The organism is Ruegeria sp. CI5 (assembly GCF_056536885.1).
The window spans coordinates 58,210-82,649 of record NZ_JBQFQN010000003.1; the positions used below are offsets into that span (position 1 = coordinate 58,210).

The window sequence follows — 24,440 nt, forward strand, 5'->3', positions numbered from 1 at the left end:
GACCATGCTGAACATTCTATCGTCTATCTTCGGGCCGCACCGGGCGGTTTCGATTTACGCTTTCGCAAAAACAAAGGGACTGGCCATTCTGGGCGGCGTGGCCGTTATCGCCGTAGCTGCCGGTCTGCTGCTGTTCAGCGGCGATGGGAAACACGAACACGAAGCGTTTCTGACCGTTCCCGTGCTGTCGGCCACACCAATCAATGGTGATCTCAAGAACGGGGTCATCGCGTCGGTTCGATTGCCGGACGGATCGGCAACTTCAATCACCGCGACCGAGGCGCCGATCGCGCGCAGTGTCGGAACCACGGCCTGTGTAGAAAAGCGGGTTTACGTGGACAGCGGCGAACCGCGCTATCGGTTCAAATTGCCAAGCAACTGCGGCGCAAGCTGATTTGCAGAACCGCCCGGAGAATACTCCGGGCGGTTTTCTTCTTACAAAAGCTGGAACAGGATCCCGGCTGCAATAGCTCCGCTGATCCCAAGCCCGATGTAGGCTGCGAACACACGGGGTTTGACCAGAGACCAGACAGCCGCCATGGCCGGAATGGAACTGACGGCCCCGGCGATCATGAACGACATCGCGGCGCCCGCGCTCATCCCCTGCTCCATTAGGCCGGCCAAAAGCGGCGGCGCGACATACGAATTCAGGTAGGCCGGCATCCCGACAAAGGCGGCGATCACGATCGGCAAGGCACCGTCGCCACCGACCAGCCGCGCGATCAGATCAGCCGGAACATAGCTGATCAGCAGCGCCTCGAGCACATAGGCCAGAGCGAGCCACTTCAGCAGGAACAGGCCGTTCTGCACGAATTCCCGACGGAACCGGGCGCGGCGTTCGGGCTCTTGCCAAAAGCGCCAAAGCAGCGTGTCTTTCTTCGGACCGCAGCCACAGCATCCGGCCGGTTCATAGTGGCGCAGAGGTTGGGCAAAGGCACCCTGACGCATGAGAAAACGCACCGCGAACCCGCCGAACAATCCCAGTGCCACGGCTGCAACGGCTTTGCCGATCGCAAACGGCCAGCCCAAAGCGCCCGCCGTAATCAAAAGCGTGGGCGGGTCAATCAACGGCGAGCTTAGCCAGAAGGCCATCACCGCTGACAAGGGCGCACCCAACGCAAGCAGGCCTGCAATGAACGGGATCACCTCGCAAGAGCAGAACGGAGCCAACCCGCCAAACAATGCGGCCAGCAGGATCATCCGGGTTTCGCGGCCCTCGAAGGCCCGGGCAACCATAGTCTCGGCCCCGCTGGCCTTGAGGTAGGACAGCAACAGCACTGCAAACAGGATGTACTGACCGGTGTGCACCAGAGCCTTGGCTGCAAAAGTCGTGACGTTCACCCAATTGCCTGGGTCCAGAATGGCCACAAGCACAAGGATCGCCACGATCAGGGCCCAAGGTGTCTTCAGCAGACCGGACAAGGTTTGACCAACGGCCTTCGGGGATTGGGTCAATTCAGCCATCGTTGGCAACCTTTCTGGATTCATCCGCGCAGCATTCGCTGAGGATGAACTGCGCCAGTGATCTCAATTCATCGAAACATGCACGGTTGATTGTGGTCCGCCCGGATTTCTCCTGCTCGACCACGCCGCCTGCCGCCAAGAAACGCAGGTGATGAGCCAGGGTGGACGGTGCCATCCCCGTCCGGCTTTGGATTTCTCCGACCGTCAGGCCGGCCTGTCCAGCCCGCACAAGGGTCTTGAGCACCTGCAATCGCGCCTCGGACCCCATCGCGGAAAACCCTGCAGCAGCTTTTTCCACACTTGGTTATCTCCATTAAACTAGATTTATAGTTTTTTAGTGATGAGCTATGCCCGTGTCAACCGTATGGGTAAATTTCCGTTGATCCTGAATAAGTCCAGATTGCCCTGCATTTAAGTCCAACATATAACGAGGTATGGGAATTTCGGTCGAAACCTTCTTTCTGAAACCGGGCGGTCAGGGCACTCTGCAGGCGCAGATCCAGCAGATGATTGCCGAGGGCATCCTGTCAGGCCGCTTTCATGTCGGTGAGAAACTGCCGTCGTCGCGCAAACTGGCCGCGCATCTGGGTGTCAGCCGCATCACCGTGACGCTGGCCTATACCGAGTTGCTGGCAAATGACTATCTGACGGCCAAAGGCCGGTCCGGGTACTACGTGTCGCAGAACGCGCCAGTGCCGCCGAAATACACACCGGTTCAGCGCAGCGAAGAAACCGTCAACTGGGACGCCGCACTGGCCCGCCGTTTTTCCGACGGTGATTTTCTGGCCAAGCCACCGGATTGGCGGGAATACAGCTATCCGTTCATCTACGGCCAGGCCGACCGCACCCTGTTTGATCATGCGAACTGGCGCCTCTGCGCCGTTCGGGCCCTTGGCCACAAGGATTTCGACTCGCTGACCGGCGACTACGTGGATCAGGACGATCCATTGCTGATCGAGTTCATCGCTCGCCACACGTTGCCCCGCCGCGGTATCGCCGCTCGGCCCGAGGAAATTCTGATCACGCTGGGCGCTCAGAACGCCCTTTGGCTGACCTCGCGCATTCTTCTGGGCCATGGGCGAATGGCTGCGATCGAGGATCCCAGCTACTACGCTCTGCACGAACTTATGCGCTGCTCGGATGCCTCGATGACACCATTGCGGGTGGACAAGGATGGGTTGCCGCCCGAGTCCATCCCGGACGGCACCGATGTGATCTACACCACGCCCAGCCACCAATGTCCGACAACTGCGACAATGCCCGTCGCCCGGCGTCACGACCTGTTGAAACGCGCCCGCGAACTGGACGCGATGATCGTCGAAGATGACTATGAGTTCGAGATGGCCTTTCTGGGTGCCCCGTCCCCGGCGCTCAAGTCTTTGGACAAGGACGGGCGTGTGGTCTACGTGGGCAGCTTTTCCAAGTCGTTGTTCCCGGGGTTGCGGCTGGGGTACATGGTCGGATCCGAACCGTTCATCCGCGAGGCTCGTGCGCTGCGGTCGCTCGTTTTCCGACACCCACCCGGCCATATCCAGCGAACGGCGGCCTATTTCCTGTCGCTCGGGCATTATGATGCTCAGATACGGCGTATGTCCAAGGCTCTGATGCAGCGGCGCAAGACGATCGAGGACGCGATCGAGGCGAACGGGTTGACCGTGGCCGGGCGCGGCGTCTTTGGTGGATCGTCGATGTGGATGAAGGCACCGGACCATGTCGACACGGCGGAACTCGCGAAAACGCTGCAGAATCAGAGTGTTCATATCGAGCCCGGCGCTGCGTTCTTCTCGGGGCCGGATCGGCCCAGGAACTATTACCGCCTGGGGTATTCCTCGATTTCGGCTGACCGGATACCCGCGGGAATCGAACGGGTTGCGGCCGCGATCCGGGCCTACTGAAGCCACACTGGACCTACTCCGGCGCCGTGTCTGGCCCTAACCCAGATGCCCCCGTTGCGCCAAAACCAATGGCAAGCCAAGGCGTATCGCCTGACCGTTTCCACCATTGCTTGGAGAGCGTCCAAATGAAAATGACGACAGAAGAGGCCTTTGTTAAGGTTCTGCAGATGCACGGCATCGAACACGCGTTCGGGATCATCGGCTCGGCCATGATGCCGATCTCGGACCTGTTCCCCAAGGCCGGGATCATGTTCTGGGACTGCGCTCATGAAGGCAGCGCCGGCATGATGGCCGACGGCTACACCCGCGCCACCGGCAAGATGTCGATGATGATCGCGCAGAACGGCCCCGGCATCACCAACTTCGTCACTGCCGTCAAAACCGCTTACTGGAACCACACACCGCTGCTGCTGGTCACCCCGCAGGCGGCAAACAAGACCATCGGTCAGGGTGGGTTCCAGGAAGTCGAGCAGATGAAACTGTTCGAAGACATGGTCGCGTATCAGGAAGAGGTCCGCGATCCATCCCGCGTCACCGAGGTTCTGAACCGCGTGATCATGAAGGCCAAGCGCGCCAGCGCCCCGGCCCAGATCAACATCCCGCGTGACATGTGGACCCAGGTCATTGACGTCGAACTGCCCGCGGTCGTCGATTTCGAGCGTCCCGCAGGCGGTGAAACCGCTGTCGCAAAGGCCGCCGAACTGCTGTCGAACGCCAAGAACCCCGTGATCCTGAACGGAGCGGGCGTGGTGCTGGCCAAAGGCGGCATCGAGGCCTCGAAGGCCCTGGCCGAGCGTCTGGATGCGCCGGTTTGCGTCGGCTACCAACACAACGATGCCTTCCCCGGCAGCCATCCGCTGTTTGCCGGCCCGCTGGGCTACAACGGGTCCAAGGCAGCGATGGAGTTGATCAAGGAAGCCGACGTGGTCCTGTGCCTCGGCACGCGCCTGAACCCGTTCTCGACCCTGCCGGGCTATGGCATGGAATACTGGCCGGCCAACGCCAAGATCATCCAGGTCGACATCAACCCCGACCGGATCGGCCTGACCAAGAAGGTCTCGGTCGGTATCGTCGGCGACGCGGCCAAGGTGGCAAATGGCATCCTGGCGCAGCTGAGCGACACGGCCGGAGACGAAGGCCGCGCCGAGCGCAAGGCCAAGATTGCCGAGAAGAAGTCGCGTTGGGCCCAGAAGCTCAGCAGCATGGACCACGAGGACGACGATCCCGGTACCAGCTGGAACGAGCGCGCGCGCGCGGCCAAACCCGACTGGATGAGCCCCCGCATGGCATGGCGCGCCATTCAGGCCGCGCTGCCGAAAGAAGCCATCATCAGCTCGGACATCGGCAACAACTGCGCCATCGGCAACGCCTACCCGTCCTTTGAGGCGGGCCGCAAATACCTGGCGCCGGGCCTGTTCGGCCCCTGCGGCTATGGCCTGCCGGCCATCGTCGGTGCCAAGATCGGCTGCCCGGACGTTCCGGTCGTGGGCTTTGCCGGTGACGGCGCATTCGGCATCGCGGTGAACGAACTGACCGCGATCGGGCGTGAGGAATGGCCTGCCGTGACCCAGATCGTGTTCCGCAACTACCAGTGGGGCGCGGAAAAGCGCAACTCGACCCTGTGGTTCGACGACAATTTCGTGGGCACCGAACTGGACACCAAAGTGTCCTATGCCGGCATCGCCCAAGCCTGCGGCCTGAAGGGTGTCGTCGCCCGCACCATGGACGAGCTGACCGCCGCCCTGAATCAGGCCATCGAAGACCAGAAGAATGGCATCACCACCCTGATCGAAGCCCTGATCAACCAGGAACTGGGTGAACCGTTCCGCCGCGACGCGATGAAAAAGCCTGTGGCCGTGGCCGGCATTTCCGCCGACGACATGGTGCCGCAGCAGGTCTGAGCGGGAACGGAGCTGGAGCGGATGACCCTGACACCCATCGAGTTGTTGCGTCAGCAAGCTCCGGCAATCCGGCCAGTCGTTGCTCTGAGCGAAGGCAGTGATCCCCGCATCGTTGCGGGGGCGCTTGCCGCCCGGTCCGCAGGGCTGTCCGACATCATCCTTGTCGGTCCGCGGGCAGAAATCGAAGCCGAGTTGCTGGCGCAGGGCGCCGCACCGGGCGATGGCCTTTCCATCCATGACCCGACCGAGTCGCCGCTGACGGAGGAGTTCGCGGACATCTACCACGATCTGCGCCGGCACAAGGGCGTGGATGCGGTGTCGGCCCGGTCCGCCGCCGAAACGCCCTTGGTCTACGCGGCCATGCTGGTCCGGACAGGGCGCGCCACGGGAACGGTCGGTGGCGCTGTCCACACGACCGGTGATGTAGTTCGCACGGCGATTCAGGTGATCGGCCTGGCCCCGGATGCCGGATTGGTGTCCTCGTTTTTCCTGATGTACCCGCCGGACCAGGGCGGACCTGATGCGCGCGCGATGCTGTTTTCCGATTGCGGGCTCGTGATTGATCCGACCGCATCGGAGCTGGCCCATATCGCAGCCGCCTCGGCCCAGTCGGCCCGGGCCATCCTGCGGGAACAGCCGTCGCTGGCGATGCTGAGCTTTTCGACCAAAGGCAGCGCAAGACATCCCGGTGTCGACAAGGTCACCGAGGCAACACGTCTTTTGCGCGAACAGCATCCCGAGCTGCATGTCGACGGCGAGCTGCAATTCGACGCGGCTTTTCACCCCCCCGTCGGCCAGAAAAAGGCTCCAGGATCGACAGTGGCCGGAAAGGCCAACGTCATGATCTTTCCCAATCTGGACGCGGGGAACATCAGCTACAAGATCACCCAGAGGATCGGTGGATACATGGCGATCGGCCCGGTGCTGCAGGGTCTGGCCCGACCGGCGAATGATCTGTCCCGCGGCTGCAGCGCCGAGGATGTCGAACAGATGATCGCCGTGACCGTACTGCAGGCATTGGGAACATGACCATCAAATCTGGCGCCATCGTCAGAACAGTATTCTAAATCCGGGCTGAAAGTGACAAGTTCGTCCCGACGCAAATGACTGGATCCGCAAATGACCCATCAGCAGCCAATCCTCGACACGTCCCCCAAGGTCTCGGACGAGGTTCGCAAGACAACCTGCTACATGTGTGCCTGCCGGTGCGGGATCAATGTCCACATGAAGGATGGCAAGGTCGCTTACATCGAGGGCAACCGTGACCACCCGGTGAACAAGGGGGTTCTATGCGCCAAAGGCAGCGCGGGTATCATGCAGGTCAACGCCCCGTCACGCCTGCGCGCTCCGCTCAAGCGGGTGGGTCCGCGCGGGTCGGGTGAGTTCGAGGAAATCAGCTGGGACGAAGCGTTGGACATCGCGGTCGGCTGGCTCAAGCCGCTGCGCGAGGACAACCCCGAGAAGTTGGCCTTTTTCACCGGCCGCGACCAGTCGCAATCCTTTACCAGCTTCTGGGCCCAGAATTTCGGCACCTGCAACTATGCGGCCCATGGCGGTTTCTGCTCGGTCAACATGGCGGCCGGCGGCATCTACACGATGGGCGGCGCGTTCTGGGAATTCGGCCAGCCCGATTGGGACCGCACCAAGCTGTTCATGCTGTTCGGCGTGGCAGAAGACCATGACAGCAACCCGATCAAGATGGGTATCGGCAAGATCAAGGCGCGCGGTGCCCGCGTGATCGGGGTGAACCCGATCCGCACCGGCTACAACGCAGTGGCCGATGACTGGGTCGGCATCACGCCCGGGACCGACGGGCTGTTCATCCTGTCGCTGATCCATGTGTTGATGAAAGCCGGCAGGATCGACCTGGATTACCTGAGCCGCTATACCAACGCCCCTGTCCTGATGAATGCCGCCGAAGGTCCTGAAAAGGGCCTGTTTCTGCGGGACGCGGACGGCAAGCCGTTGGTGATTGACCGGGTCACGGGGCAACCGACGGCCTTCGACAAACCGGGCGTCCGGCCGGACCTGACCGCCACCTATGAAATGGACGGCATCACCCACCGGCCGGTCTTTCACCTGATGGCGGAAAAATACCTCAGCGACGAATACGCCCCCGAAGCGGTGGCCGAAGAATGCGGCATACCCGCCAGCCGGATCCGCGCCATCGCCGGTGAACTGGCGCGCGTCGCCTTTGACGAGGCCTTCGAGCTGGACCAGGAATGGACTGACTTCCGGGGCGAAAAGCACAGCAAGATGATCGGCCGGCCGGTAGCCATGCACGCGATGCGCGGCGTTTCGGCCCATGCCAACGGATTCCAGACCTGCCGCGCGCTGCACGTGCTGCAGATCCTGCTTGGCACGGTCGAAGTTCCGGGTGGGTTCCGCTTCAAGCCGCCCTATCCGAAGCCGGTCGAAGCGCACCCGACCCCCCATTGCAAGGTCACGCCAAACTCGCCCCTGGACGGCCCGCATCTGGGTTTCGTGCGCGGCCCCGAAGATCTGGCCCTGAAGGCCGATGGCAGCCCGGCGCGCATCGACAAGGCCTTTACCTGGGAAAACCCGATGTCCAGCCACGGGCTGATGCACATGGTGATCTCGAACGCTCACGCGGGCGATCCCTACAAGATCGACACGCTGTTCATGTACATGGCCAACATGTCCTGGAACTCGACCATGAACACTAAGGGCGTGATCGAGATGCTGACGGACAAGGATGACAACGGAGACTACGTGATTCCGCGGATCATCTACTCCGATGCCTATTCCTCGGAAATGGTGGCCTATGCCGACCTGATCCTGCCCGACACCACCTATCTGGAGCGGCATGACTGCATCTCGCTCCTCGACCGCCCGATCTGCGAGGCCGACGGCGCCGCAGATGCGATCCGCTGGCCGGTGATCGAACCCGATCGCGACGTGCGCGGATTTCAGACGGTGCTGATCCAGCTGGCCAACAAGCTGGGTCTGCCGGGTTTCACCGATGAGGACGGCTCGGCCAAGTATACGGACTACGCTGACTACATGGTCAACCATCAGCGCAAGCCAGGCATCGGCCCACTGGCTGGATTCCGCGGCGCAGATGGCTCGCAGGTGGGTCGAGGCGACGTGAACCCGAACCAACTGGACCGCTATATCGAGAATGGCGGCTTCTACCTGGAACACATCCCGGACGAGGCCCTGTTCTACAAACCCTGGAACGCCGCCTATCAGGACTGGGCAGTGGGAATGGGCCTGTATGACAGCCCGCAACCCTACCTGTTCCAGCTCTATTCCGAACCGATGCGCAAGTTCCAGCTGGCCGCCGAAGGCCATGGTGACCGCCAGCCCCCCGACCACCTGCGCGGCCGCATCACGGAAACCATGGACCCGCTTCCGATCTGGTACGAGACCGACCAGACCGGAAACGAAGGCTTCACCGTAAACGCCCTGACCCAGCGCCCCATGGCGATGTATCACAGCTGGGGCACGCAGAATGCCTGGTTGCGGCAACTGCACGGGCGCAACCCGCTATATGTTCCCACCAAGCTGATGCGCGAACACGGACTGAAGGACGGGGATTGGGCCAAAGTCAGTTCTCCGCACGGAGAAATCACTGTGCCGGTGATGGAAATGGCTGCGTTGAACGACAACACCGTCTGGACATGGAACGCCATCGGTAAACGCAAAGGGGCATGGGCGTTGCAGCCCGACGCACCCGAGGCGACCAAGGGTTTTCTGCTCAACCACCTGATCCACGAACTGCTGCCACCCAAGGGCGACGGTCTTCGCTGGGCCAATTCCGACCCGATCACCGGACAGGCCGCGTGGTTTGACCTCAAGGTCAAGATCGAAAAAGCCGAAGCACCGGCAGACGCCCAAAGCCAACCGGAATTCCCGCCAATCAAATCTCCGGTCGGCACCGGCCCCAAGGATCTCGCATGGAAGGTTGGCAAATGACGCTGCCCCACACTCCATTTGGCCCGCAATACTCCGGGGATGAATTGAGCCGAGCGGCTCAGGAGGGGGCTGCCCCCCTTTCGGCCCCGGCCCTCGACAAAGAGCAGACGCCATGACCCAACTTCCCCAATCCACTGAGCGAAAAATGGGCCTGGTCATTGACCTGGATACCTGCGTCGGCTGTCATGCCTGCGTGATCTCCTGCAAGGGCTGGAACACCGAGAACTACGGCGCCCCCCTGTCCGATCAGGACGCCTATGGCGCGGACCCCTCGGGCACATTCCTGAACCGGGTGCACTCCTACGAGGTGCAGCCGACCGAAGGTGCCGCCCAGCTGATCCATTTCCCGAAATCCTGCCTGCATTGCGAGGATGCGCCCTGCGTCACCGTATGCCCCACCGGCGCCAGTTACAAGCGGGTCGAGGACGGGATCGTGTTGGTCAACGAAAGCGACTGCATCGGCTGCGGCCTGTGTGCCTGGGCCTGCCCCTATGGCGCGCGCGAACTGGACGCAGCAGAGGGGGTCATGAAGAAATGCACCCTGTGCGTCGATCGCATCTACAACGACAACCTGCCCGAGGAAGACCGCGTTCCCGCCTGCGTGCGGACCTGCCCCGCGGGGGCCCGCCATTTCGGTGATCTGGGCGACCCCGACAGCGAGGTCAGCCAACTGGTGGTCGAGCGCGGCGGAATGGATCTGATGCCCGAAATGGGCACCAAACCGGTCAACAAATACCTGCCACCCCGCCCCAAGGATACGGTCGAAGAGCAGATCGACATCCTGGCGCCCCTGCTGGCGCCGGTCGCTGACGAGCCGAAGGGCTTCCTTGGCTGGCTGGACAAGGCATTGGAGAAGCTCTGACATGCATCCCGCACCTTCCGTCATCCTGTTCACCACTCTGTCGGGGCTGGGCTTCGGCCTGCTGTTCTTCTTGGGCCTCGGCTTTCCGAATGTCTCGGGCTTGGTGGCCTTCGTGTTCTTCGCCATCGCCTATGCGCTGTCCGTGGGTGGGCTCATGGCCTCGACCTTTCACCTCGGCCACCCCGAGCGCGCGCTCAAGGCGTTCACCCAATGGAAGACAAGCTGGCTCAGCCGCGAGGGCTGGTGCGCAGTTCTGGCCCTGTTGGTCATGGGGCTCTATGCGATCGGCGTGATCTTTCTGGACCAACGCTGGTCCGGTCTGGGTCTGATCGGTTCGCTGCTCTCATTGGCGACCGTATTCACGACCTCGATGATCTACACGCAACTCAAGACGATCCCACGGTGGAACCTGACACTGACGCCTGTGATGTTTCTGAGCTTCAGCGCGGCCGGTGGCGCGCTTCTGGCGGGGCAGACCGCATTTGCGATCCCGCTGCTGTTGATCGCCGCGCTGGTTCAAATTCTGTACTGGCGTTCGGGCGATCAGGCCTTGGCCAACTCGGGAACCAACCTTGGTACGGCAACTGGCCTTGGCGACAGGGGTTCTGTCCGCGCGTTTGAACCGCCGCATACAGGAACCAACTATCTGCTGCGCGAATTCGTTCACGTTGTCGGACGCAAACACGCAGACAAGCTGCGGGCCATTTCCTTTGCCTTGGCCTTCGTGGTTCCCGTCGGTCTGTTGATCCTGCCGTTCAACCACCTGGTCGGAGCGCTGGCGGTGCTGTCTCATATGGCGGGTATCGCGACTTCGCGCTGGCTGTTCTTTGCCCAGGCCGAACATGTGGTCGGGCTGTACTACGGCAAGCGCTAAGTCGCTCTGCAGGCAAGCAAAGGGCGGTGCCGGTTCTCCCGGACACCGCCCTTTTTCTTTTGGAACACGCCTGATCAGATCAGGCCCGCATGCTCCATCGCGGCATCAATCGCGGCCTTTGTGCTGTCTTCCAGCGTCGTCAGCGGCGACCGCACTTCTTCGGTGCAGCGTCCCAGTTTGCTGAGCCCGTATTTCGCACCCACCAGGCCCGGTTCGATGAATATGGCCTCGTGCAGCGGCATCAACCGATCCTGATACTCCAGCGCCGTCGCATAGTCGCCCGACAGGGTCGCCTGCTGGAACTCGGCGCACAGCTTTGGGGCCACGTTTGCGGTGACCGAGATACAGCCAACGCCACCATGGGCGTTGAAACCCAGGGCCGTCGCGTCCTCACCAGAAAGCTGGCAGAAGTCTTTGCCGCAGGCAGCGCGCTGCTGGCTGACGCGGGCGAGATCGCCCGTGGCGTCCTTGACACCGATGATCCGAGGCAGCTGCGCCAGCGCACCCATGGTGTCCGGGTTCATGTCGATGACCGAGCGGCCCGGGATGTTGTAGATGATGATCGGAATATCCGCACAGTCATGCAGCGCCCGAAAATGGGACAACAGGCCTTTCTGAGTCGGCTTGTTGTAGTAGGGCGTGACGACCAATGCCGCATCCGCACCCACTTTCTGTGCGAATCGCACGAACCGGATGGCTTCGACCGTGTTGTTCGACCCGGCCCCGGCGATGACCGGCACGCGCCCCGCGGCGGCCTTGACCACCTCGGCCACTACGGTTTCGTGTTCCTCGTGGCTCAGCGTCGGGCTTTCGCCGGTCGTGCCGACGGGCACCAGACCGGTCGACCCTTCGGCAATCTGCCATTCCACCAATTGTTTGAGCGTATCCAGGTCCAACTCGCCGTTGCGGAACGGGGTGACGAGAGCTGGCATCGAGCCTTTGAACATGGAACGCTCCTTGAGGTTCAATCGTGTGATGTGCGTCGCGGGCCGACACGAATTTAGGTTTCTTGAGTTGATCCCGGCGGCGCAAGGTTTATCCTGAATGGCTGTATCCTCGGTTGGTCGGGAAATGCAAGGGATGACACGGATTCTGTCGCTGATCGCGACGATGATTCTAGCTTTGACGCTTCAAACTCAGGCCGTGCGGGCCGATGCGGTGTCCGATCTTCGGGCCGCAATGTCCGAAATGCGCAAAGGCGACTGGAACGCCGCGTTGCGCGTGGCCGGCACCCGCGGTTCGGTCGCGCGCGACATCATCGTGTGGCACTGGCTGCGCCAAGGGTTCGGCAGCTCGGGCGATGTTCTGGTCTTTCTGGATCGGCGGCCCGATTGGCCGGGCCTTGCCTGGCTGCGCCGCAAAAGCGAGCCGTCCTTTACCGGCGCGGACCCGGACCGGGTGCTGAAGTTCTACAAGGACACCCCCCCGCAGACCGCCGAAGGAGCTCTGAACTATGCCGTGGCACTGAAGGCCAAGGGCCGAACCGGTGAGGCCGAGGCGGATATCGTCACTGCCTGGCGGACGATGCCGATGGGCTCGGGCCTGCAGCAGGACTACGTTCAGAACTTCGGGTCACTGCTGAAACCGCATCACGAGGCTCGTCTGGACCGGATGCTGTGGGATGGTCATCTGATCAGCTCGGCACAGATGCTGCCGCTGGTCAGCGAAGACTATCGCAAACTGGCCGAAGCGCGGATCGCCCTGCAAAAGCGCCAACCCGGCGTGGATGGCAAGGTTGCCTCCGTTCCGAAGGCGCTTGCCGATGATCCGGGGCTGGCCTTTGACCGGTTCGTATGGCGGGACCGCAAAGAGCTGGACGACAGCGCCATTGACCTGATGCTGGCGCGCTCGACCAGCCCGCAGGCACTGGGCGAACCCGACAAGTGGGCCGAAGGGCGACGCAGGCTGGCTCGGCTGGAAATGCGCCGGGGTGATGCGAACCGGGCCTATGCCATCGCCGCCAATCACCACATGACACCCGAGATGGGGTATGGTTATGCCGACCTCGAGTGGCTGTCGGGTTTCCTGGCTTTGCGCAAGCTGAACGACCCGGCCACAGCCGTTCGGCATTTCCAGAACTTTCTGGGGGCTGTGAAGTCTCCGATCTCGATGGGTCGGGGCGGGTATTGGTTGGGCCGGGCCTACGCCGCAACCGGAAACGCCGAGAAAGCCTACGAGGCTTATGCAATCGGCGCCGACTACCAGACCTCGTTCTATGGCCTGCTGGCTGCAGAACAGATCGGACGGCCATTTGACAGCGACCTGGCCAACCCGCGCCGGGCGCCCCATTGGAAACAAGCCGAGTTCGCCAAGTCCAGTGTGCTTGAGGCGGGGCTGCTGCTGATACGAGCTGGCGAGCCGGAATTGGGCGAACGGTTCCTGACGCACCTGGTCGAGAGCCTGGATCCGGTGCAGGCCGGCCAGCTGGGTGATCTGGCGGTCGAGTTGAAGGAGCCGCATCTGGCGGTGATGATCGCCAAACGGGCCGCGACGAATGGAGTCGTATTGCCCGCGGCGTATTACCCGGTGCATCCCGTTGCGGATATCGGATTGCCAATGGCCAAGGAAATGACCCTGGCCATCGCCCGCCGCGAAAGCGAATTCGACCCGGTCGTGATCAGCGGTGCCGGGGCGCGCGGCCTGATGCAGGTGATGCCTGCGACCGCCAAGCTGGTCGCGCAGGAACTGGGCATTCTCAGCGGCCATCAGACGGGACGTTTGACCTCGGATTGGCGCTACAACGCCAAACTGGGGGCAAACTATCTGGCCGGGCTGGCTGCCGAATTCAACGGCAACGTCGTGATGATGGCCGCAGGTTACAATGCCGGCCCCAATCGCCCGAAATCATGGATGGACCGCTACGGCGACCCGCGAACCGGCGCGGTGGATATCGTCGACTGGATCGAGACGATCCCCTTCAACGAGACCCGCAACTATGTGATGCGGGTGACCGAGAGCCTGCCTGTCTACCGCGCAAGGCTGGGCAAACCCGCGCTGCCGATCCCCTTCTCGCAGGAGTTGCTCGGATCAACCCTGTCTGCGTTCGCGCCATAGGGTAAACAGACCCGCCGCCACCACCAGCCCCGCCCCGGCGACCACCGCGGGGCGCAGGGTCTCGTCAAAGATCGTGATGCCCAGAATTGCGCTCCACATCAGGTGGAAATAGGCAAAGGGCTGTACGGCGCTGGCCTCTGCCATCTCGTAGCACTTGATCAGCAGCCAATGCCCCAAAACGCCGGTAATGCACAGCAGCCCCATCCAGAACCAATCCCGCGTCACCATCGGCTCCCAGAACCACAGGCCGATGCAGGTCATGACCAATGCTCCGACGATCCCGGTCCAGAAGAAGCTGGTTGCGGTACTGTCCTGACGCGCGGCATAGCGGGTCAGCAGACCATAGAACGCAAACATCAGCGCCGAGATCAGAGGGATCACTGCCCACGGATTGAAAACGCCCATGCCGGGCTGCAGAATGATGAGCACGCCAACGCATCCGACCCCGATGGCCGACCAGCGCCGCCAGCCGACCTTCTCGCCCAGCACCGGCCCGCTGAGCGCGGCGACCAGAAGCGGATAACAGATGAACACCGCCTGGCTTTCGATAAGGCCGAGAATGGTAAAGCCGTAGACGGCGACGCAGATCTCGCCGGCAAGCAGCAGGCCGCGCAGGATCTGCAGGCCCGGTTGCCGGGTCCGGGCCGCGGCCGCCAGACCACCGGGTGCACGCGCCGCCAAGGCAATCACGAAAGCCGCAAAGAACCAGTATCGCAGCATGACCACCATGTAGGTGTTGTACGTGCCGGCCAGATGGCGCGAGATGCCGTCCTGCAACGCAAACACGATCGTGGCCGCGATCATCAGCGCAATACCCGCCCGCACGTTGTTTGTCTGGGTCATGCCTTGGTTGCCTGCGTCATGTGCCGTTTGCGGCCGTATCCCGGCGCGCGGGATACCGAAAACCCGGCATCCTGCAACCCACGCCGCACGAACCCGGCTGCGGTATAGGTGGCAGCCGTCCCTTCGGGCGCGGTATGGGCCGCCACTTGCCGCATCAGTTCCGGCTGCCACAGCTCGGGGTTCTTGGCGGGCGAGAACCCATCCAGGAACCAGGCATCGGCAAGCCCGTCCCAAAGGGGCAGGGTCTGGCGGGCATCACCTTCAATCACGGTCAGACGCAGCGTGTCCAAATCACAGCCGCCACCCCGCCATCGGTCAAGGAACCGGCCGGCCCAGGGCGCCAGCTCGGGAAAGGCCGCAAGCGCGCGCTTCATATCGGCAGGGGCCATCGGAAAGGCTTCGAAACTGGTGAACGTCAGCGGACCCGATTGTCCGGACTTCTCCCATTCCGACCAAGCGGTCAGCATGTTCAGTCCGGTTCCGAACCCCAGCTCGGCGATGTGAAAACCGGGGGCAAAGCGAGCGGGCAGATCGTTGCCTTGCAAAAAGACATGACGGGTCTCCTCCAGTCCGTTCTGAAGGCTGAAATAGGGGTCGTCGAAACGATCAGAAACAGGGACTGTCTCATCCCTCCACGACAATTTGGCGCGCTGGTCTGCCATCGGGAATTCCTGTAGCTAAGCGGCGCGACACTGAACAAGGAAAAGGGGATTGGCAATGGTCGATGTGACGATCCGCGGGGCTGGTATATTTGGCCTGTCCATAGCCTGGACTTGTGCGCGACGTGGCGCCAGGGTCCGGGTCGTCGATCCCTACGGCGCTGGTTCAGGGTCCAGCGGCGGGCTGGTGGGTGCCCTTGCCCCGCACGTTCCGGAAAACTGGAACGACAAGAAAGCATTTCAATTTGAAAGCCTGCTGATGGCCGAACCGTTTTGGCGACAGGTGGAGGTCACCGGCGGCGTTTCGCCCGGCTATGCGCGTCTGGGGCGGATCCAGCCCATCAACGACCCAAAGAGCCTCGACCTGGCGCATCAGCGTGCGGCCTCGGCCCGCGACCTTTGGCAGGGTCGGGCTGAATGGACCGTGGTCGAGGCGCGCTCGGTCGGATCATGGTGCCCGCCCAGCGCAACGGGATTCGTCATCCACGATACGTTGAGTGCACGCATGCATCCACGCCGGGCCTGCGCCGCGCTGGTGGCCGCGCTGGCCGTGATGGGGGTTGAGGTCGTGCCCGAGGCCCCAGACACCGGGGCAGTCATTCATGCGACCGGGGTGTCCGGCCTGTTGGAGCTGTCCGATGCTTTCGGCAAGGCGGTCGGAAACGGGGTCAAGGGACAGGCGGCACTGCTGCGGTTCGACGCGGGCCAGGTGCCGCAGCTGTTTGCGGAGTCGATCCATTTCGTGCCCCACGCCGACGGGACACTGGCCATCGGCTCGACGTCCGAGCGGGACTATGACGACCCGACCGGCACCGATGCTGCGCTTGACGATGTGATCCAGCGCGCGTTGCAGGCGGTTCCTGTTCTACACGGCGCGGAGGTGATCGAGCGTTGGGCCGGAGTCCGCCCCCGCAGCAAGAGCCGAGCGCCAATGCTGGGCGCACACCCGCTGCAAAAGGGCCAGTTCATTGCCAATGGCGGCTTCAAGATCGGGTTCGGCATGGCCCCAAAGGTGGCCGAGATCATGGCAGACCTTGTACTGGACGGACAGGATTCGATCCCCGAAGGCTTCCGCCCCGAGGCGTCACTGTGACCGTGGAAGGGCCACGGCCTGCATGCACTGCCGACCGTCAGGACCGCGGACCCAAAAATCGTTCCCGTTTCGGCACAGCGTGGCAGGCTCGAAATGCATCAGCGGAGAGGACGCGCGAAAGGAAAACTCGGCCAGCGGCCCCATGAGATCAGTGGCGAGCAGCATCAGATGCTGCGCCAGAAGCGGTCCATGAACCACCAGCCCGGCATAGCCTTCGACATCGCGGGCATAGTCAAGGTCATAGTGGATGCGGTGGCCATTGAAAGTCAGCGCCGAGTACCGAAACAGCAGCGTGGTGTCGAACGCGACCTGGCGCAGGTCTGTTTCGTCCGTCCGGGCAACCGAGGCCTCTGGTTTTGGTGCATCGGCCGACGGATCCTCGCGATAAACAAGGTCCTGCCATTCGGTCAGGCACAGCGTATCGTCCTGCCAGATTTCGTGCTTGAGGGTCACAAACCCCAAGGGCCCGGTCCGTCCAGTTTTGGTGCTCACATTGCTCAAGGTCGAGCGGCGTTCGGCTGGTGTGCCAGCAATCAGCGGAGCGGCGAACCGTAATCGCCCACCGGCCCACATCCGACGCGGAAGACCGAGGTCGGGGACGAGCCCTTCGCCCACCACGGGATGGCCGTCGCGCCCCAAGCCCTCGGGCGGGCGCGGCGACCAGAAATACAGCTGGTGAAAGAACGGCGGCAGCGACGTGCCCATCCCGATCGAAGGTGCCTGCCCCAACGCCACCTGAAACGCCGCCGCCCGGGCAGGGTCCATCACGTCGTGCTGAATTTCCGAGGAAACTTGATCCGTCATGGCCGCACCCTAAGCAGGCTCGGCCAGCCCGACAAGGCTCAGAAACCTGCTTCGGCCCGCAGCTTCTCCATCAACTGGCCCAGCGTCCGTTCGTACCGGTCGCTGCGCAATCGACCTGCATCGTCGAACTCGTTCGAGCTGTCGGCCAGATGAATTTCGGGGCCCTGCAGGATGCGCGGCTGAAACGGCACCATGAAAGACCGCAGGATCATCTGCGCCCGTTCGCCTCCGGCCCGGCCCGCCGCTGCGGACATCACCGCAACCGGTTTGTCGGCCCAGGGATTGCCCTTGGTCCGGCTGACCCAGTCCAGCGCGTTCTTCAGAACGCCTGACGGCCCCTTGTTGTATTCCGGAGTGGAAATGACCACCGCATGGGCACCGGCGATCTGATCCGCCAGGATCTGAACTTCGGCCGGGATCCCCTCGGCCTCCTCAGCATCTCCATCATAGAGTGGCAGATTCAGATCAGCTTCGATGAACGTTCCCGCGCCGAACAGGCGCGCCGCTTCACGGATCAGGCGTCGATTGGTGGCGTTCTGCCGCAACGAGCCGGACAGGCCCAGAAGGATCGGTTCGGACATCAGGATATCTCCGTCATGTGTTTCGGCTGCAGTTTAGTCATCCCGACCGCAAACCATAGCCCGCCTGACGCGCAGTCAATGTGCAAAAAAGAAAGGGGCCGCTCGCGGCGGCCCCCGGCAGTTGGCTGATGATCGGCTCAGGCGTTGCCGCTTGGCACGATCACGATCTCGACCCGGCGGTTCTGCGCCTTGCCCTCGGGCGTCAGGTTCGAGGCGATCGGTTGGTTTTCACCGCGGCCGATCGTGGCAATGCGCGCATAGCTGACGCCATTGGCCTGCAGAACATCCGCCACCGCATTGGCGCGGCGTTCGGACAGGATCTGATTGTAGCCGGCCTCACCATCGCTGTCGGTGTGCCCGATGATCTGTACGTTCGAGTTGGGATAGTTCACCAGGTTTTGCCCCACGCGGACCAGATCCGCTCTCAGCGCAGGCCGGACCGTGGCGCTGTCGGTGTCGAAGGTGATGTCATTCGGAACCGTGACGATTAGCCGGTCTCCGGCGTTGACGATCGTGATACCGTCATTGGCCAGTTGCTGACGCAGTTCGGCTGCCTGCCGGTCCAACTGGTTGCCGATCAACCCGCCGCCGGCAGCACCGATGGCCGCACCGGCAACGGCACCCAGCCCAGGGTTCGAGTCATTGGCGATGGCGCCAACACCGGCGCCAATCAGACCGCCCAGCAACGCTCCCTGCTTGGCGTTCTGGTTCGGGTCGTCCTGAACCCGCAACGTACCGGGGTCGGTACAGGCCCCCAGCACAAATGCGGCGCTCAGCCCGACCGGCAGCAAGAATCTGGAAATTTTCATGGGTTCACCTTCTGCTCCTGCACCCGTTTTTCCGGGTTACGTGTTTGACGTGATTATAGCACGCCTGACACAAACAGGCTCAAGCGACAAAAACGTGAGATCGGCGAATACCCGCCGCCCTCAAGGCGCTCAGAAATCCGGCAGAGCGCGAAATTTCATCGATATGCCATCCTCGGGGTGTTTGACGCGCAATTCCTCGGAATGAAGCATCAGCCTGGCGAAATCGCGCGCTGGTCCTTCGGCATAGAACGGGTCGCCCAGGATCGGATGGCCCAGTGCCTGCATATGGACCCGCAACTGGTGCGAGCGACCGGTTTTTGGAAATAGGCGAACGCGGGTGGTGTCCCCGTCGTACCGGACGACCCGCCAATCCGTGACCGCCGGCTTTCCAGTCTCGTGGCACACCATCTGGCGCGGCCTGTTGGGCCAATCCACGATCAACGGCAAGTCTACCGTGCCGGTCTTTGGTTCCACCCGGCCCCACACACGGGCGACGTAGGTTTTTCGTGTCTGCCGGTTTTCGAATTGCTGTCCCAGATATCGTTGGGCGTGCGGGGTCTGGGCAAAGATCATGACGCCTGAGGTATCGCGGTCCAACCGGTGGACCAGCAAGGCCTGCGGGAATGCGGCCTGGACACGGACCAGCAGACAATCGGCCAGGTGCTCTCCACGGCCGGGCACCGACAGCAGGCCCGCCGGCTTGTTCACCACGATCACCTGCGCATCCTCGTGCAGCACGTCAAGCGGCGTTTTGGGGGGATCATAGGTATCGCTCATGCGGGCTGCCTATCGCAGGGCGCCGCCTCTCGCAACGTCGTCCTTGCGATGAGAAGGCTTCTCGGCAACTCTCGCGCCAGGCAGAGGAGATGACATGCACCCGACGATCGAACGAATGCAGGAAGTGGTCGCCAAGGGCGACGAGAGCCTGATCCATGAATTGCTGGCCGAAGACGTGCAGTTCCTTCCGCCGACCTACTACAGCACCTGGACAGGCCGCGCCCCGGTGGCGGCGGTATTGGGTCATGTTGGACAGGTTTTTTCCGAGTTTCGCTACCGCCGGATCATGGGCGATGGCAAAGACTGGGCATTGGAGTTTCAATGCAAGGTGGGTGAACTGGACGCGGTTGGCGTTGACCTGATCACGCTCAACGATGACGGGCTGATTCAGACATTCGAAGTCGCCATGCGTCCCTACAAGACCGTTGGCGCCCTGCGCGAGGCCATGATGGCGCGCGTCATGAAAGACCCCCGGTTCCTGGAATTTCGGAACGCTTTGAGCTGAGCCACCCGTGCCCATTGCCGCCGATCAGCTTCTGAGAGTTCCGCTGCTGCCGGTGCTGGCGGCACAGGCTCTGATGGTGCGACGAAGGGCCGTGCAGCTGCCCGAACCTGCTGGTGCGCGTGAGGGCCGGCAAGGCCGCGGGCCGAGACTGCGCCTGCTGATCACCGGCGACAGTTCAGCCGCAGGCGTTGGGGCTGGCACTCAGGAACAGGCGCTGTCGGGCCAGCTGGTGAAACTGCTCAGCCGCCAGTTCAGCGTTGAGTGGCGCCTTGTCGCAACGACCGGCCACACGACCGGTAACGCGATCGAAGACCTGCGCAGGACAGAAGGCCAGTTTGACGCGGCTGTTACGGCCTTGGGCGTCAACGACGTCACTCGAGCCGTGACCTGCAACCGGTTCAAACGGCAGCAGGCCGAGTTGATGCGCGTGCTTACCGTCGATCTGGGCGTGCGGACTGTGATCGTGACGGGCGTCCCGCGGATGGATCGGTTTCCGGCCTTGCCACAGCCCTTGGCATGGGTTCTGGGTCGGCAATCCGCGCGCCTTGACGAAGGGCTGAGAGAGGTGATCGCGAGCTTCCCCAAGGCCCGGCATCTGGCGCTGCACCTGCCCGACGATCCGGCCTTGGCCGCTGTGGACGGCTATCACCCAAGCCCCAAAGCCTATCGCCTTTGGGCCGAGCAGGCCGCGCGATTGATCCTCGATCAGGTCTGACCGCGCACCTGACGGATCATGGGCACTGAATAGACTACCAGTGCGGCCCAGATCAGCGGAAAGGCAATCATACGCCCGCGGTCGATCTGCTCACCAAACAGCGTGATCGCCGTGATGAATATCATGGTCGGCGCGATGTACTGCAGGATGCCCATGGTCGAAAGTCGCACCAGCTTGGCCCCGTTGGCATAGACCAGCAGCGGAACGGCGGTCACGATACCCGCCCCGGCCAATAGCATGGTATCCGATGCGGCACCTCCAAAATGTCCGGTGCCCTGCACGCCCAACCAGGTCACGTAAGCCAGCGCGGGAACCAGCAAAATCAGAACTTCAAGCAGGAATCCCTGGTTTGGTCCGATGGGCAACGAGCGCTTGAAGAACGCATAAAATCCCCAGCTGACCATCAACCCCAGCGCCGCCCATGGCAGACGGCCGGCCTCGACCACCAGAACCAGAACGCCCAAGGCGGCAAGCCCCACAGCAATCAACTGTGTTCGGGTCAGGGACTCGCGCAGCAGGATCGCTCCCAGCGCTATGCTGAACAGCGGGTTGATATAATACCCCAGCGCCGCGTCCAGAGCGTTGCCACTGGCGATCGCCCAGACGTAGATAGCCCAGTTCACTGAAATCAGGGCCGCCGTCAGGCATGCCATTCCCAACATGCGCGGATCGCGCAGCGCCGCCTTCAGATCACCCGTTCGCCCCAGCGCGACCAGCAACAGCCCGGCCACCGGTACCGACCAGATGATGCGATGCGCCACGATTTCGACGGGACCGATATGCGCCATTGCCTTCATGTAGAGCGGCAGAAAACCCCAAAGAACGTACGCCGTAACAGCCAGCGCAAGGCCTTTTGGCGAATCCGTGTTCTGGGTTTGGGTCGGGCGCTCGGCCATGAATGGTCTCCAGCTGATACCTCCCGTCTTTAGGCAAAGTCCTTTGCCATTGAAACTCAGAAAAGCTTGAAGACGCCCATAACGAATTGTGATGAGTCGGCGGCCCTATCGTCCGGTGTGCGACCGGCAGAACCATGTTCGGCTCTGCTTTGTTTTTCGCTAAAGTCGTGGCCAGACAGAGGCCTCGTCAAGAACCTCCGTCCGGCGCTATGCAATTGCATGGGAGCAACGCCCCCAACCCGCCATCAGACCTTCACACGTTCGGATTTCGGATCGTACATGGGTTTGAGCGACGCCTCGGCGCGGACCTTAACTCCACAGACGTCAATCTCGTATGTCGAGGACAGCACGTCGGCCGCGCTTTCGCCCTTGCAGGGGACATAACCCATGCCGATCGCGCCACCCAAAGTGTGGCCATAGTTTCCTGAGCTGATGTAACCCACATATTCGCCATCGCGGATAATCGGTTCGTTGTGGAACAGCAGCGGTTCAGGGTCGGTCAGCTTGAATTGCACCAGGCGGCTGTGGGGGCCGCTGTCCTTGCGGGCAATCACCGCATCTCGGCCAATGAAATCACATCCTTTGTCCACCTTGACGGCAAAGCCGAGACCGGCGTCCACAACGTGATCTTCGCAGGTAATGTCATGACCGAAGTGACGGAAGCCCTTTTCGATCCGGCAGCTGTCCATCATGTGCATACCGCACAGCTTCAGGCCCATGTCTTGCCCGGCCTCGTGCAGCGTTTCGAAAACGTGCCCGGCCATATCCGACGACACGTAGATCTCCCACCCAAGTTCGCCCACATAGGTCACGCGGTGAACGCGTGCCAAGCCCATTCCGATCTCGATTTCCTGCGCGGTGCCAAATGGGTTTGCCGCGTTCGAGAAGTCGTTGGGCGAAACTTTTTCAAGCAAGGTCCGCGCGTTGGGCCCCATCACCGCCAGAACGCCTTCGCCTGCCGTGACATCGGTGATGACCACATTGAAATTGCCCGAATGACGCATCATCCACGTCTGGTCGGCCAGTCGCGTCGCCGCCGGGGTCACGACCAGATAGGCGGTCTCGGAAAGGCGGGTCACGGTCACGTCTGCCTCGATCCCGCCATGCCGGTTCAAGAATTGGGTGTAGACGATCTTGCCGTTTGGAACCGCGTAGTCGCCGCCACCGATATAGTTCATGAAAGCCTGGGCATCGGGGCCTTCGACCCGGATCTTTCCGAAGGAAGACATGTCATACATGCCCACGTTCTCGCGCACCGCGCGGTGTTCGGCGGCCGAGTTCTCGAACCAGTTCTGGCGTTTCCAGCTGTAGCGGTATTCGCGTTCCTGCCCCTCGTTGGCAAACCAGTTCGCGCGCTCCCAGCCTGCCAGCTCGCCAAAGACGGCCCCGTTTTCTTTCAGGTGATGGTGGAACGGCGTCCGGCGCACGCCGCGCGCCGTGGCCTTTTGCCGGTAGGGGTAGTGGTCGGCATAGAGCAGGCCCAGCGTTTCCTTGGACCGCTCGAACAGATACTGCTTGTTGCCCTGGAAGGGCTGCATCCGGCTGACGTCCACGTCGCCCAGGTCAAAGGGTTTCTCGCCGCTGTCCATCCATTCGGCCAGCGCCATGCCCGCGCCGCCCGCAGACTGGATCCCGATCGAGTTGAACCCGGCCGCGACCCAGACATTGTCCATCTCGGGCGCAAGCCCAAGGTGATAGGCGTCGTCGGGCGTGAAGGACTCAGGGCCGTTGAAGAAGGTATGAATCCCGGCCTCGGCCAGCATCGGCATCCGGTTGCAGGCGGCCTCGAGGATCGGTTCGAAATGGTCGAAATCCTCGGGCAGTTGGTCGAACTCGAAACTATCGGGAATTCCGTTCATGGCCCAGGGCTTGGCATTCGGCTCGAAGGCGCCCAGCAGGATTTTCCCGGCGTCCTCCTTGTAATACGCGCATTCGTCCGGCACCCGCAGAACCGGAAGCTGGGTCAGGCCGTCGATGCCCTCTGTCACGATGTAGAAATGCTCGCAGGCATGCAGCGGAACGTTCACGCCCGCCATGCGCCCCACCTGATGCCCCCACATGCCGGCGCAGTTGACCACCATGTCACACTCGATATGGCCCGAGGCGCTGCCATCATCCGCCACCCAGTCGACGCCGGTAACTTTGCGGCCCTGCTTTGCGATCTCGGTGACCTTGACCCGTTCCTTGACGACGGCGCCGCGCTGACGGGCACCCTTGGCCAGCGCCAGCGCGATATTGGCCGGGTCGCCCTGGCCGTCCAGCGGCAGATAGACGGCGCCCTTGACCCCATCCAGATTCAGATGCGGATAAAGCTCGGCCACCCGCTCGTTCGAGATCTCTTCGACCTCGACCCCGAAGGCGCGGGCCATGGCGGCCTGGCGGTAGATCTCTTCCTTGCGCTCATCCGTAAGCGCCACGGTGATCGAGCCGCAGCGTTTGAAGCCGGTGGCGACGCCGGTTTCCTCCTCGAGCGCGCCATAGAGTTCCTGGCTGTATTTCGCCAATTTGGTCATGTTCGCGGTGGCGCGCAGTTGGGCGATCAGGCCAGCCGCGTGCCAGGTCGTGCCGCTGGTCAGCTGCTTGCGCTCCAGCAGAACAACGTCGCTCCAGCCCTTCTTGGTCAGGTGATAGGCCACCGAACATCCGATCACACCGCCACCGATGATCACCACGCGGGCCTTGCTGGGAAGATCAACCATTCCGAAGTCTCCAATCTCGAGTCGGCATAAGAGTGTCACGAACAGGCGACAAAGAATGCAGCAAAAACGT

At 62.3% G+C, this 24,440-nt stretch carries 22 protein-coding genes; 11 read left to right on the forward strand and 11 right to left on the reverse strand.

Features of this window, described 5'->3' with window-relative positions; genetic code table 11:
• The first annotated feature begins 4 nt into the window (after positions 1-4).
• Positions 5-394: a hypothetical protein gene (locus ACR0BA_RS10970; protein ID WP_093964306.1), complete on the forward strand. Its 390-nt coding sequence runs from the start codon at positions 5-7 to the stop codon at positions 392-394.
• Between the two features lie 41 nt (positions 395-435).
• On the opposite strand, the gene ACR0BA_RS10975 is transcribed toward ACR0BA_RS10970, so the two are convergent.
• Positions 436-1,464 (reverse strand): permease, encoded by a 1,029-nt coding sequence (locus tag ACR0BA_RS10975; RefSeq protein WP_480727931.1) that lies wholly within the window; start codon positions 1,462-1,464, stop codon positions 436-438.
• Positions 1,457-1,732, reverse strand: a complete 276-nt coding sequence (locus ACR0BA_RS10980) for an ArsR/SmtB family transcription factor (RefSeq protein ID WP_480728241.1) — start codon at positions 1,730-1,732, stop codon at positions 1,457-1,459. Before ACR0BA_RS10980 ends, ACR0BA_RS10975 begins: the two co-directional genes overlap by 8 nt.
• Positions 1,733-1,898: 166 nt before the next feature.
• Here ACR0BA_RS10980 and pdxR point away from each other — a divergent pair, with 166 nt between their 5' ends.
• The 6 genes from pdxR to ACR0BA_RS11010 all read left to right on the forward strand — a co-directional run bounded on the left by pdxR (position 1,899) and on the right by ACR0BA_RS11010 (position 10,935).
• Positions 1,899-3,359, forward strand: coding sequence for a MocR-like pyridoxine biosynthesis transcription factor PdxR (pdxR, locus tag ACR0BA_RS10985; protein ID WP_480727933.1), 1,461 nt, complete (start codon positions 1,899-1,901; stop codon positions 3,357-3,359).
• Between the two features lie 125 nt (positions 3,360-3,484).
• Positions 3,485-5,260 carry a sulfoacetaldehyde acetyltransferase gene (gene xsc / locus ACR0BA_RS10990; protein WP_480727934.1) on the forward strand — a complete coding sequence of 592 codons (1,776 nt, stop codon included), beginning with the start codon at positions 3,485-3,487 and terminating at the stop codon, positions 5,258-5,260.
• A 21-nt stretch (positions 5,261-5,281) separates the two neighbouring features.
• Entirely contained in the window at positions 5,282-6,289 is a 1,008-nt protein-coding gene (gene pta / locus ACR0BA_RS10995; RefSeq protein WP_480727936.1) for a phosphate acetyltransferase, read from the forward strand.
• A gap of 90 nt (positions 6,290-6,379) precedes the next feature.
• Positions 6,380-9,199, forward strand: coding sequence for a molybdopterin oxidoreductase family protein (locus ACR0BA_RS11000; protein WP_480727938.1), 2,820 nt, complete (start codon positions 6,380-6,382; stop codon positions 9,197-9,199).
• Positions 9,200-9,311: 112 nt separating this feature from the next.
• The gene (locus ACR0BA_RS11005; RefSeq protein ID WP_170342337.1) at positions 9,312-10,061 is read left to right on the forward strand and encodes a 4Fe-4S dicluster domain-containing protein; all 750 of its coding nucleotides are present in this window, start codon (positions 9,312-9,314) and stop codon (positions 10,059-10,061) included.
• A 1-nt stretch (position 10,062) separates the two neighbouring features.
• Positions 10,063-10,935 carry a dimethyl sulfoxide reductase anchor subunit family protein gene (locus ACR0BA_RS11010; protein ID WP_480727940.1) on the forward strand — a complete coding sequence of 291 codons (873 nt, stop codon included), beginning with the start codon at positions 10,063-10,065 and terminating at the stop codon, positions 10,933-10,935.
• Between the two features lie 74 nt (positions 10,936-11,009).
• Here the strand turns inward: ACR0BA_RS11010 and dapA are convergent, their stop codons facing one another.
• Positions 11,010-11,882: a 4-hydroxy-tetrahydrodipicolinate synthase gene (gene dapA, locus ACR0BA_RS11015; RefSeq protein WP_480727942.1), complete on the reverse strand. Its 873-nt coding sequence runs from the start codon at positions 11,880-11,882 to the stop codon at positions 11,010-11,012.
• 133 nt (positions 11,883-12,015) lie between these two features.
• Here dapA and ACR0BA_RS11020 point away from each other — a divergent pair, with 133 nt between their 5' ends.
• Entirely contained in the window at positions 12,016-13,989 is a 1,974-nt protein-coding gene (locus ACR0BA_RS11020) for a lytic transglycosylase domain-containing protein (protein WP_480727943.1), read from the forward strand.
• Here ACR0BA_RS11020 and ACR0BA_RS11025 read toward each other — a convergent pair.
• Both ACR0BA_RS11025 and mnmC2 read right to left on the reverse strand, forming a co-directional pair.
• Positions 13,963-14,832 (reverse strand): DMT family transporter, encoded by an 870-nt coding sequence (locus tag ACR0BA_RS11025; RefSeq protein WP_170529725.1) that lies wholly within the window; start codon positions 14,830-14,832, stop codon positions 13,963-13,965. The genes ACR0BA_RS11020 and ACR0BA_RS11025 overlap by 27 nt on opposite strands.
• Complete coding sequence (gene mnmC2 / locus ACR0BA_RS11030; RefSeq protein WP_480727945.1) at positions 14,829-15,494, reverse strand: tRNA (5-methylaminomethyl-2-thiouridine)(34)-methyltransferase MnmC2; 666 nt, start codon at positions 15,492-15,494, stop codon at positions 14,829-14,831. Before mnmC2 ends, ACR0BA_RS11025 begins: the two co-directional genes overlap by 4 nt.
• A gap of 55 nt (positions 15,495-15,549) precedes the next feature.
• Between mnmC2 and ACR0BA_RS11035 the strand changes: the two genes are divergently transcribed.
• The gene (locus ACR0BA_RS11035; protein ID WP_480727947.1) at positions 15,550-16,584 is read left to right on the forward strand and encodes an NAD(P)/FAD-dependent oxidoreductase; all 1,035 of its coding nucleotides are present in this window, start codon (positions 15,550-15,552) and stop codon (positions 16,582-16,584) included.
• Here ACR0BA_RS11035 and ACR0BA_RS11040 read toward each other — a convergent pair.
• From ACR0BA_RS11040 to ACR0BA_RS11055, 4 genes are all read right to left on the reverse strand, one after another.
• Positions 16,576-17,388 carry an HTD2 family dehydratase gene (locus ACR0BA_RS11040; protein WP_480727949.1) on the reverse strand — a complete coding sequence of 271 codons (813 nt, stop codon included), beginning with the start codon at positions 17,386-17,388 and terminating at the stop codon, positions 16,576-16,578. The two genes, ACR0BA_RS11035 and ACR0BA_RS11040, sit on opposite strands and share 9 nt — an antisense overlap.
• A gap of 38 nt (positions 17,389-17,426) precedes the next feature.
• Positions 17,427-17,969 carry an NADPH-dependent FMN reductase gene (locus ACR0BA_RS11045; RefSeq protein WP_170360860.1) on the reverse strand — a complete coding sequence of 181 codons (543 nt, stop codon included), beginning with the start codon at positions 17,967-17,969 and terminating at the stop codon, positions 17,427-17,429.
• A 137-nt stretch (positions 17,970-18,106) separates the two neighbouring features.
• Positions 18,107-18,778, reverse strand: coding sequence for a YiaD family glycine zipper/OmpA-like lipoprotein (locus tag ACR0BA_RS11050; protein WP_170341353.1), 672 nt, complete (start codon positions 18,776-18,778; stop codon positions 18,107-18,109).
• 129 nt (positions 18,779-18,907) lie between these two features.
• A complete protein-coding gene (locus ACR0BA_RS11055) occupies positions 18,908-19,555 on the reverse strand; it encodes an RluA family pseudouridine synthase (RefSeq protein WP_480727951.1) in 648 nt (215 codons plus the stop codon).
• Between the two features lie 94 nt (positions 19,556-19,649).
• Between ACR0BA_RS11055 and ACR0BA_RS11060 the strand changes: the two genes are divergently transcribed.
• Together ACR0BA_RS11060 and ACR0BA_RS11065 are read left to right on the forward strand one after the other, a co-directional pair.
• Positions 19,650-20,060, forward strand: a complete 411-nt coding sequence (locus ACR0BA_RS11060; RefSeq protein WP_093964288.1) for a nuclear transport factor 2 family protein — start codon at positions 19,650-19,652, stop codon at positions 20,058-20,060.
• Positions 20,061-20,067: 7 nt separating this feature from the next.
• A complete protein-coding gene (locus tag ACR0BA_RS11065) occupies positions 20,068-20,775 on the forward strand; it encodes an SGNH/GDSL hydrolase family protein (protein WP_342355335.1) in 708 nt (235 codons plus the stop codon).
• Here the strand turns inward: ACR0BA_RS11065 and rarD are convergent.
• Positions 20,766-21,671, reverse strand: coding sequence for an EamA family transporter RarD (gene rarD / locus ACR0BA_RS11070; RefSeq protein ID WP_170457390.1), 906 nt, complete (start codon positions 21,669-21,671; stop codon positions 20,766-20,768). The genes ACR0BA_RS11065 and rarD overlap by 10 nt on opposite strands.
• A gap of 245 nt (positions 21,672-21,916) precedes the next feature.
• Entirely contained in the window at positions 21,917-24,370 is a 2,454-nt protein-coding gene (locus tag ACR0BA_RS11075; protein WP_480727954.1) for a GcvT family protein, read from the reverse strand.
• Positions 24,371-24,440 lie beyond the last annotated feature (70 nt).